General features: G+C 60.5%; 18 protein-coding genes and 1 tRNA gene. 10 read left to right on the top strand and 9 right to left on the bottom strand.

Annotated features, from left to right (window positions below; all coding sequences use genetic code 11):
- Window positions 1-46: 46 nt before the first annotated feature.
- Window positions 47-961 carry an EamA family transporter gene (locus ACK83U_RS18280; RefSeq protein ID WP_412474693.1) on the bottom strand — a complete coding sequence of 305 codons (915 nt, stop codon included), beginning with the start codon at window positions 959-961 and terminating at the stop codon, window positions 47-49.
- Between the two features lie 98 nt (window positions 962-1,059).
- On the bottom strand, window positions 1,060-2,085 hold the full coding sequence (locus ACK83U_RS18275; protein WP_112609457.1) for a histone deacetylase family protein: 1,026 nt from the start codon (window positions 2,083-2,085) through the stop codon (window positions 1,060-1,062).
- A gap of 148 nt (window positions 2,086-2,233) precedes the next feature.
- On the opposite strand from ACK83U_RS18275, the gene ACK83U_RS18270 reads away from it, so the two are divergent.
- Window positions 2,234-2,839 (top strand): HAD-IA family hydrolase, encoded by a 606-nt coding sequence (locus ACK83U_RS18270; RefSeq protein ID WP_112609215.1) that lies wholly within the window; start codon window positions 2,234-2,236, stop codon window positions 2,837-2,839.
- 2 nt (window positions 2,840-2,841) lie between these two features.
- Here the strand turns inward: ACK83U_RS18270 and ACK83U_RS18265 are convergent, their stop codons facing one another.
- Entirely contained in the window at window positions 2,842-3,363 is a 522-nt protein-coding gene (locus ACK83U_RS18265) for a GNAT family N-acetyltransferase (RefSeq protein WP_112609213.1), read from the bottom strand.
- A gap of 17 nt (window positions 3,364-3,380) precedes the next feature.
- Window positions 3,381-3,953, bottom strand: a complete 573-nt coding sequence (locus ACK83U_RS18260; RefSeq protein WP_112609211.1) for an XRE family transcriptional regulator — start codon at window positions 3,951-3,953, stop codon at window positions 3,381-3,383.
- A 204-nt stretch (window positions 3,954-4,157) separates the two neighbouring features.
- Between ACK83U_RS18260 and ACK83U_RS18255 the strand changes: the two genes are divergently transcribed.
- From ACK83U_RS18255 to ACK83U_RS18240, 4 genes are all read left to right on the top strand, one after another.
- Window positions 4,158-4,469 carry a hypothetical protein gene (locus ACK83U_RS18255; protein ID WP_112609209.1) on the top strand — a complete coding sequence of 104 codons (312 nt, stop codon included), beginning with the start codon at window positions 4,158-4,160 and terminating at the stop codon, window positions 4,467-4,469.
- A gap of 106 nt (window positions 4,470-4,575) precedes the next feature.
- Window positions 4,576-6,408 carry a translation elongation factor 4 gene (gene lepA / locus ACK83U_RS18250; protein ID WP_112609207.1) on the top strand — a complete coding sequence of 611 codons (1,833 nt, stop codon included), beginning with the start codon at window positions 4,576-4,578 and terminating at the stop codon, window positions 6,406-6,408.
- 59 nt (window positions 6,409-6,467) lie between these two features.
- Window positions 6,468-6,698: a type II toxin-antitoxin system CcdA family antitoxin gene (locus ACK83U_RS18245; protein ID WP_112609205.1), complete on the top strand. Its 231-nt coding sequence runs from the start codon at window positions 6,468-6,470 to the stop codon at window positions 6,696-6,698.
- Entirely contained in the window at window positions 6,698-6,997 is a 300-nt protein-coding gene (locus tag ACK83U_RS18240; protein ID WP_112609203.1) for a CcdB family protein, read from the top strand. The genes ACK83U_RS18245 and ACK83U_RS18240 overlap by 1 nt, the downstream gene beginning before the upstream one ends.
- A 2-nt stretch (window positions 6,998-6,999) precedes the next feature.
- Here ACK83U_RS18240 and ACK83U_RS18235 read toward each other — a convergent pair whose 3' ends face one another.
- Window positions 7,000-7,455, bottom strand: coding sequence for a GFA family protein (locus tag ACK83U_RS18235; RefSeq protein ID WP_112609201.1), 456 nt, complete (start codon window positions 7,453-7,455; stop codon window positions 7,000-7,002).
- An 84-nt stretch (window positions 7,456-7,539) separates the two neighbouring features.
- A complete protein-coding gene (locus ACK83U_RS18230; RefSeq protein WP_112609199.1) occupies window positions 7,540-8,274 on the bottom strand; it encodes a type 1 glutamine amidotransferase in 735 nt (244 codons plus the stop codon).
- 227 nt (window positions 8,275-8,501) lie between these two features.
- On the opposite strand from ACK83U_RS18230, the gene ACK83U_RS18225 reads away from it, so the two are divergent.
- Window positions 8,502-8,795, top strand: coding sequence for a SelT/SelW/SelH family protein (locus tag ACK83U_RS18225; protein WP_015338465.1), 294 nt, complete (start codon window positions 8,502-8,504; stop codon window positions 8,793-8,795).
- An 18-nt stretch (window positions 8,796-8,813) separates the two neighbouring features.
- Here ACK83U_RS18225 and ACK83U_RS18220 read toward each other — a convergent pair whose 3' ends face one another.
- Window positions 8,814-9,242: a BA14K family protein gene (locus tag ACK83U_RS18220; protein WP_112609197.1), complete on the bottom strand. Its 429-nt coding sequence runs from the start codon at window positions 9,240-9,242 to the stop codon at window positions 8,814-8,816.
- A gap of 189 nt (window positions 9,243-9,431) precedes the next feature.
- Between ACK83U_RS18220 and ACK83U_RS18215 the strand changes: the two genes are divergently transcribed.
- The 3 genes from ACK83U_RS18215 to ACK83U_RS18205 all read left to right on the top strand — a co-directional run bounded on the left by ACK83U_RS18215 (window position 9,432) and on the right by ACK83U_RS18205 (window position 11,352).
- Window positions 9,432-10,853, top strand: a complete 1,422-nt coding sequence (locus tag ACK83U_RS18215; RefSeq protein WP_412474869.1) for a phosphomannomutase — start codon at window positions 9,432-9,434, stop codon at window positions 10,851-10,853.
- Window positions 10,854-10,945: 92 nt separating this feature from the next.
- Window positions 10,946-11,030 (top strand) — tRNA-Leu (locus ACK83U_RS18210).
- A 193-nt stretch (window positions 11,031-11,223) separates the two neighbouring features.
- Window positions 11,224-11,352, top strand: coding sequence for a hypothetical protein (locus ACK83U_RS18205; protein WP_015338462.1), 129 nt, complete (start codon window positions 11,224-11,226; stop codon window positions 11,350-11,352).
- A gap of 56 nt (window positions 11,353-11,408) precedes the next feature.
- On the opposite strand, the gene ACK83U_RS18200 is transcribed toward ACK83U_RS18205, so the two are convergent.
- Together ACK83U_RS18200 and ACK83U_RS18195 are read right to left on the bottom strand one after the other, a co-directional pair.
- Entirely contained in the window at window positions 11,409-11,675 is a 267-nt protein-coding gene (locus ACK83U_RS18200; RefSeq protein ID WP_112609193.1) for a DUF982 domain-containing protein, read from the bottom strand.
- Between the two features lie 11 nt (window positions 11,676-11,686).
- Complete coding sequence (locus tag ACK83U_RS18195; RefSeq protein ID WP_112609191.1) at window positions 11,687-11,902, bottom strand: hypothetical protein; 216 nt, start codon at window positions 11,900-11,902, stop codon at window positions 11,687-11,689.
- Window positions 11,903-12,031: 129 nt separating this feature from the next.
- On the opposite strand from ACK83U_RS18195, the gene ACK83U_RS18190 reads away from it, so the two are divergent.
- Window positions 12,032-12,214: a hypothetical protein gene (locus ACK83U_RS18190; protein ID WP_112336816.1), complete on the top strand. Its 183-nt coding sequence runs from the start codon at window positions 12,032-12,034 to the stop codon at window positions 12,212-12,214.
- Window positions 12,215-12,222: the final 8 nt, after the last annotated feature.

Genomic DNA, 12,222 nt, shown 5'->3' with positions numbered 1-12,222 from the left:
TTGCCGGGACCAAACTCAAAGCGACGACGGCTTACGCCCACCAGTCTCAGGCTTTCGTGGCGAAAACGGTCGCCCCGATACTCGCGGAAACGACGAGCGCGGTGCCGAACATCTGAGACACCGTCATCGGTTGCGACAGAATGACAAACCCGGCAACGGCGCCGATGGCGGGTTCGAGGCTCATGAGGATGCCGAAGGAAGATGTCGGCATGCGTTTAAGCGCCACCATTTCCAGCACATAGGGCAGCAGCGGCACGAGCAACGCCAAGCCGGCTATTTCAAGAAGGCCGAAGGCCGTCAGATTAGGGACCGCAGAGGCATAGCCGAAGGGCGTGGAGACGACCGCTGCGATCAGCAGGGACATGGAAAGACCCTCGAGTCCCTCGAAGGCATTGCCGACCTTCTTCGTCAAAAGAATGTAGCAGGCCCATCCCGCTCCGGCACCGATGGCAAAGAGGATGCCGGGAAGATTGCCGACCCACTCTTCGCCATCATAGGCCAGCAGCAGAACGCCGATTGCCGCAAGGATCGGCCAGAGAAGCTGGCGGCTGAGCCCGAAGCCGAGGGTCGCGACCAGCAACGGCCCGAGAAATTCGATAGCAACGGCAAGGCCCAAGGGAATGCGCGCGATTGCCGAAAAGAAGGAGGTCGTCATCAGCGCCGATACGGTGCCGAGCGCCAACACGCCGAGCCATTGCGAGCGGCTGTAGCTCATGATCTTGGGCCGAACGATGATTGCCAGCGCGATAGAGGCGAAGACGAGCCGCAGCCAGGTCGCGCCCGCCGGCCCATAGGCATGGATGATCGGGGAGGACAGTGCCGAGCCGAACTGGATTGACGACATGGACATGACGCACATCAGCACGCCGGCGGCAATGCCACCGGTCGATGGCGCAACATCCGGATGCGGCATCAAGGCCGCGCCGCCATCCGTGCCACGCTCGACAAGCTTCTGTTCCATAACCTCTCCCATCCGGCGAGGCTTTTTAGAAGCTTAGACTTATGCTGACAAATTCAAACTTTTCATCCTGCAATCAGGCAGTTTGATGCAAGCATCTCTCAAGCCTCGAGACCCTTCAGCATATTTGCAACGTTGAGGCCGATTTCGGGCACGCCATAACCGCCCTCCATGCAGACGAGGACGGGCAGCCCGGCGGCCGCGATGCGCTCACCCATGCGGACGAAATCCTGCGAGGTCAGCTTGAAGAAGGAAATCGGATCGCGCTCGAACGTATCGACGCCGAGCGAGAGCACGATCGCCTCCGCGCCGAATAGCTTGACGCGGGCGAGCGCATCATCGAGTGCCGCCGACCAGACTTCCCATGGCGTGCCGCGCGGCATGGGGTAATTGCGGTTGGCGCCCAACCCATTGCCCTCGCCCTTCTCATCGGCATGGCCGAGGAAATAGGGAAAGGCATGGATGGGATCGCCATGGAGCGACGCCGTGAAAACATCGCCGCGCCGGTAGAATATGTCCTGCGTGCCGTTGCCGTGATGGAAATCGACATCGAGCACGGCAACCTTGGCGGCGCCATGATCACGCAGGCGCTGCGCCGCGACGCCGGCATTGTTTATGAAGCAATAACCGCCGAAGAGATCGATGCCGGCGTGATGGCCGGGCGGGCGGCAGAGGGCGAAAGCGAAGCGATTGCCTGCATGAAGCCAGTCGGCGCCGGTCAGGGCGCAACGCATGGACGCGAGCGCAGCCTCATAGGAGCCTTTGGTGATGGAGGTATCGGCAGCATTGGCATAGTGGCCGATCATTCCGACGATATTGTCGGGCACGCGCTGGCTGGTGCGCCTGACGGGAAAGGAGTTGGCGATCGCTTCGCCCTTGTAGCCAGCGGCGACCCAGCGCTCCCAGACCACGCCGAGAAAATCGAGATAAGCGGGATCATGGACCTTGCGCGCCGTTTCCAGCCCATTGGCTTCAGGCGCGACGACATCGTTAAAGCCGGCTTCTTTTACGGCGGCGAGGATCCATTCGGCGCGGAAGGGTGCCTCGAAGGGCGTGACGAGCTGGCCATCATGCAGCTCGGTCTTGGCATCCCTCAGCTTGTGATCCTCCGAATAAATGACGCGCATCGTCCCCTCCTCCATCGCCGGCATTGTTTTGCTGATAACACGAAGGCTTACATGCATCGCGCCCCGGAAAAAAGAGCGGGATGTGGCCTTGAATGCTGCTGCAAACAACTGCACCTTCCGCCCACGTTCGAGGAATTGGAGGCGGCGCATGAAACTCCTGATGGTCGATGTCGACGGCGTGCTGGTGCATGGCCGCCCGGGTGACGGACTGCCGCTGTTCACCTATCTGGAGCGCGATCTCGGCGTGCGGCTTGAGGCGCTGCAAGAGACATTCTTCAAAACCTGTTGGCCTGACATCGTCACTGGTCGCGATGCGCTGGAGCCGAGGCTTGCGGAGGTTCTCGGGAAGATTGCGCCCCACGTTAGCGCCCGAACCCTGATCCACTACTGGTTCGAGAATGACTCTCGCCTCGACCACGGCCTGCTCGAGGACCTCGCCGCACTGAGGGTCGGAGGAACGAAGATGTTCCTCGCCACCAATCAGGAGCATATGCGTGCCGCCTATCTGATGGAGAATCTCAGGCTCTCCGACTATTTCGACGGCATCTTCTATTCTGCGATGCTAGGTTACCAGAAGCCGGCGCCGGAGTTCTTCCGGCTGGCGACCGAGCTCGTCGGCATCGCGCCCGGCGACATCGCCTTCATCGACGATTACCTCGCCAATATCGAAGCCGCCCGGCAATTCGGCTGGAAAGCAATGCATTGGGCGCCAGGCTCGAAGCTGGAAGATGCGCTCGCGGCCTTTTCGCGCTGAAATTACGCGGAAATCCGCTTGTAAAAGATGGTCGTGTCGCAGAACCCGCCCTGCGGCCACAAGGCGTAATCGGGGACGACGCCGACGCGCTCCCAGCCGAGGCGGGGGTAGATGGCTTCGGCGTCGCTGCCCGTCGCCGTGTCGAGCACCAGCAAGGTCTTGCCGATACGTGCGGCTTCGCGCTCAGCGGCTTCCATCAACAGCCGAGCAAGCCCCTTGCCTCGCGCGGAGCTGTGCACCAGCAGTTTTTTGAGATCGCCACGATGCGGCTGGTTCGGCATCTGTGCGGCGCCGACCTGCACCGTTCCGACCACTCTGCTTTCAATTGCGGCGGCGAAAAGCAGTGTCGCGCCACTTTCGACGCTGTCGGCCACGCCCTGCCAATACGGCAATGCGTCGGCCGCCCCATAAGGCTGCATGAAGCCGACGGAAGCGCCGCAATTGACGCAATCGGCGAGCACATCGCAAAGATCCGGCAGAGCAGCACGAGCCTCGGCGGCGGAGAGAAGACGAATATCAGGCATGAAGAGATCCTTGAATGTTATGAACGGCCGCGATCGAGGATGACGCTGTAGCGCGCCGGCACCTCGCCGGGATTGTGGAAAGCGTGGCCGTCGCCGACGCCCATGAACAGACAATCGCCTGGCATCAGGCGATGGGTAACATCACGATGCGTCACCTCCATCTCGCCCTCGAACAGCCAGACATGTTGGGTCATCTCGGCGCTTGCGGCATTCGGCGGGAAGATGACGGACGCGCCGGCGGGGAAGATGACCTCGACAACATCGACCTTCGAACCCGTTGCCGGCGGCGAGACGGCGCGTCTGACATAGCCGGTTCCCGGATCGCGCCAGATCGCCTGCTGCGCATGGCGGGAAAGCGGCGACACCTCCTCGTCCTCCTCGGCAAAGAAGGCCGAGAGCGAAAGGCCAAGCGCTGCGCAAAGCCGCGACAGCAGCGAGGCCGTCGGGCTGGCCTCCGCCCGCTCGATGCGCGAGATCATGGCACGGCTGACGGCCGAGGCGTTAGCAAGCTCCTCCAGCGTCAGGCCGCGGGCGATGCGCAGCTCCTTGATACGCGCGCCAATCGCCATTTCCAGATCATCATCCGCCATTGCCTGTGTCTCACGCTTCGTAATTCTACTATAAGAGAATTACACGATCTCATGATGGAATCAAGCATCCTGAGTCGTTGATTGCGAAGGCGACATGTTCCCGAGCGTGAGCACTACTTTTCAACTAATTTGCCGACGCCCTACAACTCAAGCTTGGCACAAGGTCGCTCGCTCATGAACGCATCAAAGAGTTGGGGGATTCAAATGAAATTGTTCTACGTAGTTTCACTGGCCGCACTGGCGGGGTTGTCCGGCTGCACAACAGTTCAAGACGATGTTAAAAATAATCGCGATGGAGCAATAGCCGGTTGCGTGAAGCGCGTCGAATTGTCGAACGCCAAGTTTAAAGAGCATGCTACGGCCTACATGAGCGTGACGAAGGAAAGACTTCCGGGCGCGTTGTGCAGCCGGTTGGCGGATGGAGTTGCAAGTGGCCGTATCAATCAAAGCGACATCAACGGTTTGATTGAGACCGGGCAGCTGACTGCGAAGTTCAGATTCCTCAAGGGACACTGAAGACATCTCAGGTACCAGCCGAAACGTTTGCAGGCGCAAGCCTAGCGATAGATAACCTCAGCAAAACCCCGCTTTTCCGCTTTGCGGCGCGGGGCGGCGCTGCTATATGGCGCGCATGAGCACCAATTCCACCACTCCGCTTTCGCACATCCGCAACTTCTCGATCGTGGCCCATATCGACCATGGCAAATCGACGCTGGCCGACCGCCTGATTCAGACGACGGGCGGCCTTGCCGAACGCGAGATGTCGGAGCAGGTGCTGGACAATATGGAGATCGAGCGCGAGCGCGGCATCACCATCAAGGCCCAGACGGTGCGCCTGCACTACAAGGCCAAAAATGGCGAGACCTATATCCTCAATCTGATCGACACGCCCGGACACGTCGACTTCGCCTATGAAGTCTCGCGCTCGCTGTCGGCCTGCGAGGGCTCGCTGCTTGTTGTCGACGCCTCTCAGGGCGTGGAAGCGCAGACGCTCGCCAACGTCTACCAGGCGATCGACAATAATCACGAGCTCGTCACCGTCCTCAACAAGATCGATCTGCCGGCGGCCGAACCCGACCGCATCAAGGACCAGATCGAAGAGGTCATCGGCATCGATGCCTCCGACGCCGTTTTGATCTCGGCCAAGACCGGCCTCGGCATTCCTGACGTTCTCGAAGCCATCGTCCACAAGCTGCCGGCGCCGAAGAGCCCGGGCGGCGAAAAGGCACCGCTGAAGGCGCTGCTGGTCGACAGCTGGTACGACACCTATCTCGGCGTCATGGTTCTCGTGCGCATCATCGACGGCACGCTGACCAAGGGCCAGACCATCCGCATGATGGGCACGGACGCGAAGTACCAGATCGAGCGCGTCGGCGTTCTCACGCCGAAGATGGTCGCCGTCGACAGCCTCGGCCCTGGCGAAATCGGCTTCATCACTGCCTCGATCAAGGAAGTGGCCGACACCCGCGTCGGCGATACCATCACCGAGGACAAGCGCCCGACCGCCGAGGCTCTTCCGGGCTTCAAGCCGGCACAGCCTGTCGTGTTCTGCGGCCTCTTCCCGGTCGATGCCGCCGATTTCGAGGACTTGCGCTCGGCCATGGGCAAGCTGCGCCTCAACGACGCCAGCTTCTCCTTCGAAATGGAATCGTCCGCCGCTCTCGGCTTCGGTTTCCGCTGCGGCTTCCTCGGCCTGCTGCACCTGGAAATCATCCAGGAGCGCCTCGAGCGCGAATTCAATCTCGACCTGATCGCGACGGCACCTTCCGTCGTCTACCAGCTCACCATGACCGACGGCACGGAGATCGAGCTGCATAATCCGGCGGACATGCCCGACGTCGTCAAGATTTCCGAATTCCGCGAGCCGTGGATCAAGGCGACGATCCTGACGCCGGACGATTATCTTGGCTCGATCCTGAAGCTCTGCCAGGACCGCCGCGGCATCCAGACCGAGCTGACCTATGTCGGCAACCGCGCCATGATCACCTACGACCTGCCGCTCAACGAAGTCGTCTTCGACTTCTATGACCGCCTGAAGTCGATCTCCAAGGGCTATGCCTCCTTCGACTACAGCCTGACCGACTATCGCGAGAGCGACCTCGTCAAGATGTCGATCCTCGTCAATGCCGAACCGGTCGATGCGCTGTCCATGCTCGTGCACCGCTCGGCCGCCGAAAAGCGCGGCCGCGTCATGTGCGAGAAGCTGAAGGACCTGATCCCGCAGCACATGTTCCAGATCCCGATCCAGGCCGCCATCGGCGGGCGCATCATCGCCCGCGAGACGGTGAAGGCCCTGCGCAAGGACGTGACCGCCAAGTGCTACGGCGGCGACGCCACCCGCAAGCGCAAGCTGCTCGACAAGCAGAAGGAAGGCAAGAAGCGCATGCGGCAGTTCGGCAAGGTCGAAATCCCGCAGGAAGCGTTTATCGCCGCGCTGAAGATGGGGGATGAGTGAGGCTCTTATCAAATACAAATTATGCGCATATAATTTGCGCATAATTTGAGGAGTTCCTCATGACCCAGACCGCACGAAAAGCTGCAAATTTATCTCTCGACGAGAAGCTCGTTTCAGAGGCACGTGGCCTGAAAATCAATATCTCACGTGCTGCAGAAGACGGCATAGCGCGCGCCATCAAGGTTGAGCGCGAACGACTATGGCTTATGGAAAATGCTGAGGCAATCGAACAAGCCAATTCCTACGTTGAAAAACATGGCCTGCCGTTTGGAAAATATCGGCAGTTCTGATGGCAAGATTCCGCGTCTATGGTCTGAGGCAAAGTCGAACTCTCGTACTCGATCTTCAAGCTGATTTACTGGATAGGCTAAGCACGCGGATAATGGCTCCATTGCTTCGCGCGGAAGATGTGTTGACGCCAATAGCGAGGCTCAACCCGCAATTCACTATCGACGACGAGACTTATATCATGGCGACCCAGCTTATGGCGGCGATACCGCTCGCCGAAATCGGAGAGTTGATTACTGATCTAAGTTCGCACGGCGATCAGATTACCGCCGCAACCGACTTTCTTTTTCAAGGTTTCTGATCTTAGTTCGCAGCCATATATTCCTTCGTCAAACCCTCATACTCTTCCATCGCCGGTAGTGCGGCGTAGCTGTGCTTGGCTGGCGTCGTCACCCAGGGCAGCTTTTCGCTCGTCCAGGTCTCCATGAAAGGCGTGAACCAGCTGACGTTATCAAGCATGGTGGCGCGGACGTTGACGAACCAATCGACCCCTTCGAGCTTCGTGAACATCCAGCTCATGCAATGCGGGCAGAAATAGTGATGGATGACATCGCCGTGCAAGCCGCCGATGACGGGTTCGCCCTCAGTCACCTCGAAACCCTCCGTGGGTATGGCGGCGCTCAGCGAATAGGGTCCGGCCGTCATGCGCTGGCAGCCGGTGCAATGGCAGGCCATGGTGAGTATCGGCTTGGCGCTGATCTTCAGCCGCACCTGTCCACAACGACAACCGCCTTCGCATGGTAATTCCAGTGCACTCATGATGTCATTTCCTCCTATTTCAAACTGCCAGTGTATAACACATCGCCATCTGATTGATCGGATGTGCCCGATCATCGCCGATGCTCAGGCCTCTGCCGCCTGCGGAAGCTCTGCTTGCACCTTGATCGTCCGCACCCAGGCGCGCGCGATCGCAAGGCCGGCCGTCTCAGCCGCTGCGGAATGCTTGGCGACGAGCTCCGGATAGCGGTCGAGCCAGCCCGGCTCCTTGCGCTCGATCGTTTCCCTGAATTCGCCGCGCCAGCGCTCCACCACGGCGGCATTGGCCTCGAAGTGGAACTGCGTGCCATAGGTGGCGCGGCCGATGCGGAAGGCCTGGTTCGGCGTGACGCCATTGGCGGCAAGGCGCGTGGCTCCATCAGGCAAGGTAAAGGTGTCGCCATGCCATTCGAAGATGGTGAATTCGTCGCCGACATCGGCCAGCAGCGGGTCTGCCTTACCCTCTTCCGTGAGGCCGACCGTCTTCCAGCCGAATTCATGGGCGGTGCCGAGACGGTTTTCCGCCTCATAGGCGCGCGCCAGGATCTGGCTGCCGAGGCAGATGCCGAGCACGGCCTTATCCTCACCCTCGAAACGGCGCATCAGCCCCGCCAGCTCCGGCAGATAGGGATGGGTGTCGTCATCGCGGGCGCTCTGCTCGCCACCGAGCACGGCCAGCGCATCCCAGGATGACGTTTCCTTCGGCAGGGCCTCGCCGCTCCAGGGGCGGAACCAACCGATCTCGGCTCCAGCCTCCTCCAGCGCAATGCCAAGCGCGCCGAGCGGGGTGTTCTTCATATTCTCGATGATGGCGACGCGCATACCGTTGATTCCCGAGCGATGTTACCACCGGAGATGAGCATGAGGCGGCGGGAGAGGCAAGTGGCCGGAGCGCGTCAACATTCCACGGAAATGCCGAACGACTCCGGCCGTCTAATCCTGGCGCAATTCCGAACGGAAAACCGCCTGTCACTTTTCCTGGAATTGCTTTGGCTTGCAGCAGACTAAAGTTGAGCCTAAATCTCAGCAAACAACGAAGGATCAGGACGATGAGCGACAAGCCCCGCATCACCATTCTCTATTGCACCCAATGCAACTGGCTGCTGCGCTCCGGCTGGATGGCGCAGGAGCTGCTGCAGACCTTTACCGACAGTCTCGGTGAAGTGGCGCTGATCCCCGGCACCGGCGGCGTCTTCGAAATCCGCATCGACGGCGAACTGTTGTGGGAGCGCAAGCGAGATGGCGGCTTCCCCGGACCGAAGGAGTTGAAGCAGCGGGTGCGGGACATCATCGACCCCGAGCGCGATCTCGGCCATACCGATCGCGGATCGCTGGAAAGCTAGGCCCCTGCTGCTCAGGCATCAGTCGAAGGGCGAACGGCAGGGCTTGGTTCCATTATTGATCGTCGTATAGCTGTTGGTGCCGGGATTATAGGTGCGATAGCGCTCGGCACACCAAGTCTGGTGCTGCCTCAGCTTCTGGGCCGGCGAAGGATAGAGTGCCCTTGGCGGCGGTGCAGAGGTCTCGCGCGGGAGGATATGAACGCGCGGGCTGTCATCGCGATTGAGGCCTCCGGTATAGGGCGGTGTGACGGGAAGCGGCTGGCCGGGCCGGGTGTAGAACTGCCGCTGTCCGAAACCAAAGCAGCCGCGGGAATCGCAGATGACGGTATTGGTGCGCGGCGGCGTAATCAGCTTCCGGGAATCTGAAGCGGCGCCAGCGAAATCCGCCTGCGACAGCGAGGCAAGCGCGAGGACGCAGCCAAACGCGATCCTATGAAAAACAGCCATGACATGCTCCTGTTCCGCACGCTGCTAACCTATGGCGGGCCGCCACACCTCTTATCTTAGTTGGGGTCATGACGATGGCAAAACCAGTGCCGCCGCAACCGGAACGCTTCGACCCACGATGAGTTGATCGCCGCCACCGCTTGCGCCATAACAGCCCAACCATTGCAAGGGAGATTGCCAGTGAGCAGCTTGAAATTCGGCACCAGCGGCCTTCGCGGCCTATCCGCAGATCTCACCGGTCGGGCATCGGCGCTCTACGCGACAGCCTTTGCCCGCCACCTGCTGAAAAACGGCCATGCCAAGCCGGGCGATCTCATCCTCATCGGCCGCGATTTCCGCGAATCGAGCCCGGCGATCTCCGCCACCTGCATCGGCGCGCTGAAGCGGGCTGGCCTGACGCCGATCGACTGCGGCACATTGCCGACGCCGGCGCTGGCGCTTTACGGCCTGCAGCTGAAGGCGGCCTCACTGATGATCACCGGCTCGCATATCCCAGCCGACCGCAATGGCATCAAATTCTACCGGCCGGACGGCGAGATCGACAAGCGCGACGAAGTGGCGATCAGCGAGGAGGCGCTTGCGATCGGCGATTCGGCGCTCGACGAAACCCCCGCCGAGGCGGAAAACCGCACGGCGGAGACGGAGGCGCTGTTCCTGGAGCGCAACAAGGGCCTGCTGCCATCAGGCAGCCTCGCCGGCCTCACCATCGGCGTCTATCAGCACAGCACGGTGGCGCGTGATCTCTTCGGTGAGGTGCTAACCCATTACGGCGCCCGCGTCGTGCCGCTCGGCCGCTCCGGGAGCTTCATTCCGGTGGATACGGAAGCGGTCTCAGCCGAGACCATCCGCCTGATGAAAGCCTGGGCACCGGAACACGGGCTGGATGCCATCGTTTCCGCCGATGGCGACGGCGATCGGCCGCTGGTCGCGGACGAAACCGGCGAGCCGCTGCGCGGCGATCTGCTCGGCCTCATCGCCGCAAATTTCCTCGGTGCACAAGTGGTCGTTACGCCTGTTACCTCCAATTCGGGCATTGAGGCCGCCGGCTCCTATGCCGTCACTCGTACCCGCGTCGGTTCCCCCTATGTGATCGCCGGCATGGACGAGGCCATTGCGGCGGGCAAGGCCAATGTCATGGGCTTTGAGGCCAATGGCGGCACGCTGACAGCCAGCCGCTTCACTGTCGAGGGAAAACCCTTCGAGCCGCTGCCGACACGCGACAGCTTCCTGCCGATTCTCGCTACGCTTTATGCCGCCGCCAAGGCAGGCAATCCGCTCTCGGCCGTCGCCGGTAGCTACCGCCTGCCCTTTGCAGCCGCCGACCGCCTGGAGAACTTCCCCGTGGAAACCAGCGCAGCGCTGATGGCCTATCTGCGCGCCTCCGATGCCAATCTCGCGGATTTCCTGAAGCCCGTCGCGGCGGTCGCCTCGAAAAGCGACATCGACGGCCTGCGGGTGACACTTGTGGATAACCGAATCATCCATTTCCGCCCCTCCGGCAATGCGCCTGAAATGCGCTGCTATGTGGAAGCATCGAGCGAAAGCGAGGCAAAGGCCCTGCTGGAACAGGGACTTGGCCTGATCAGCGCATGGGCCGCAGCCCGGGCTTGACCCGGGCTTCACCCGCTTTTTTCGCGATTGACACTAAAACTTCAAAAACCCTGTTGACACCGGACGGCCACCCCCTTACATGCGTGTCCGTCGCCCAGATGGCGGAATTGGTAGACGCGCAGGTTTCAGGTACCTGTGCCGCGAGGCGTGGAGGTTCGAGTCCTCTTCTGGGCACCATTTCCTTTCTTGAGAAACGTAGATTTCTCAAAAATTTCAAAACATAACAGATGCTTTCGATACGCATTCCGGTTCGCCGGAAGCGCGTTCGGCTGGTTTTGAAACATGGCGGCAGCCTCTCCGAAGCCATCTTTAAATCATTGACTACCGAGGAAGAGAGCGACCTAATGGGGCAAACCCTGAGGGATGTTCGATGGACCACAAGAGCGACTGGTACGATCTGATCGTCGGCAACGGCAACGTCAATGAAGGGCTCGGGAGGATAATAGGCTTCATCCTCGCCGTGATCGTGATTCTCAGCCTGATCTTTTGGATGATCTGAGCGCTCCCGCTTTGGGTGGCCTGGCCGTGTCGTCGCGCCCTCTGGTACATATCGATCTAATGAAGGCTTCCAAGATCCGGCCTGACGCTAAGCCCCGCCTCCTGCGCCGCCTCCAGAAAAGCCTTCCGCGATTCCTCGGCGAAGGCCATTCCAAGTACGGCATCGAGGCATACGAGCACAGCCTCATCCACAACAGGTCCGCTGACAACAGGCCATTCCTCACTCATGCAGTTCGCTGCATCGAGCGCGCTGGTTATGATCGCATAATGCCCGGCGCCGCCGAGATCGACTATGACGGGATTGTTCCAATCGCCATATTCCATCGTCACGCCTCCTAAATGTTGAGCGCGACCAATGCTGCAATCAGAAGCGATCCAGTACCGTCCCATGCGGCCGCTGTCCTAGAATAATGCATGAAATCAACTCCTCGCTGACGCCATGAGGCGATAACGGCAGCGGCGGCGAGATGTTCCCGGCCGCGGATCTGCCGCCAGTTTTTCTTGAGCCTCATCGGATCCGGCGCGCTCACCGAAAGCTTCTTGCCATGCATTGGCGCCGATCACTCCTCCTGCGCTTCGCGCTGTGCGCAAACCTCCATCCCATTACGGCGCTAGCTTCCCCGCTTCCAACTGGTTAACTTTTGAAGCAGGGAGGTGAGACGAATAAGGGGAACAACAAAATGGACCACGTCTACAATCTGCTCTGGCTTGCTTTCAGCGTCGCTCTTCTCTTCGCCGCATTGAACCGGCGGCTGGCCGGAGATTTCGTCACCATGTGGTATCTGCTCGTCATCACAGCTGTGACCGTGATGGCCTGGGCGGGCTTCTTCCCGACCGATATGGCGAACCTGCGGGCCGGCTGATCTGCAGG

The organism is Rhizobium sp. WW22 (assembly GCF_047041135.1).
Taxonomy (GTDB): domain Bacteria; phylum Pseudomonadota; class Alphaproteobacteria; order Rhizobiales; family Rhizobiaceae; genus Rhizobium.
The sequence above is the reverse complement of the archived record's forward strand: the minus strand, read 5'-3'. Positions and strand labels throughout refer to the sequence as shown.

Coding starts and splice junctions, on each gene's coding strand:
- ACK83U_RS18280 (WP_412474693.1), bottom strand. CDS start 961: ATGGAACAGAAGCTTGTCGAGCGTGGCACGGATGGCGGCGCGGCCTTG.
- ACK83U_RS18275 (WP_112609457.1), bottom strand. CDS start 2,085: ATGCGCGTCATTTATTCGGAGGATCACAAGCTGAGGGATGCCAAGACC.
- ACK83U_RS18270 (WP_112609215.1), top strand. CDS start 2,234: ATGAAACTCCTGATGGTCGATGTCGACGGCGTGCTGGTGCATGGCCGC.
- ACK83U_RS18265 (WP_112609213.1), bottom strand. CDS start 3,363: ATGCCTGATATTCGTCTTCTCTCCGCCGCCGAGGCTCGTGCTGCTCTG.
- ACK83U_RS18260 (WP_112609211.1), bottom strand. CDS start 3,953: ATGGCGGATGATGATCTGGAAATGGCGATTGGCGCGCGTATCAAGGAG.
- ACK83U_RS18255 (WP_112609209.1), top strand. CDS start 4,158: ATGAAATTGTTCTACGTAGTTTCACTGGCCGCACTGGCGGGGTTGTCC.
- lepA (WP_112609207.1), top strand. CDS start 4,576: ATGGCGCGCATGAGCACCAATTCCACCACTCCGCTTTCGCACATCCGC.
- ACK83U_RS18245 (WP_112609205.1), top strand. CDS start 6,468: ATGACCCAGACCGCACGAAAAGCTGCAAATTTATCTCTCGACGAGAAG.
- ACK83U_RS18240 (WP_112609203.1), top strand. CDS start 6,698: ATGGCAAGATTCCGCGTCTATGGTCTGAGGCAAAGTCGAACTCTCGTA.
- ACK83U_RS18235 (WP_112609201.1), bottom strand. CDS start 7,455: ATGAGTGCACTGGAATTACCATGCGAAGGCGGTTGTCGTTGTGGACAG.
- ACK83U_RS18230 (WP_112609199.1), bottom strand. CDS start 8,274: ATGCGCGTCGCCATCATCGAGAATATGAAGAACACCCCGCTCGGCGCG.
- ACK83U_RS18225 (WP_015338465.1), top strand. CDS start 8,502: ATGAGCGACAAGCCCCGCATCACCATTCTCTATTGCACCCAATGCAAC.
- ACK83U_RS18220 (WP_112609197.1), bottom strand. CDS start 9,242: ATGGCTGTTTTTCATAGGATCGCGTTTGGCTGCGTCCTCGCGCTTGCC.
- ACK83U_RS18205 (WP_015338462.1), top strand. CDS start 11,224: ATGGACCACAAGAGCGACTGGTACGATCTGATCGTCGGCAACGGCAAC.
- ACK83U_RS18200 (WP_112609193.1), bottom strand. CDS start 11,675: ATGGAATATGGCGATTGGAACAATCCCGTCATAGTCGATCTCGGCGGC.
- ACK83U_RS18195 (WP_112609191.1), bottom strand. CDS start 11,902: ATGCATGGCAAGAAGCTTTCGGTGAGCGCGCCGGATCCGATGAGGCTC.
- ACK83U_RS18190 (WP_112336816.1), top strand. CDS start 12,032: ATGGACCACGTCTACAATCTGCTCTGGCTTGCTTTCAGCGTCGCTCTT.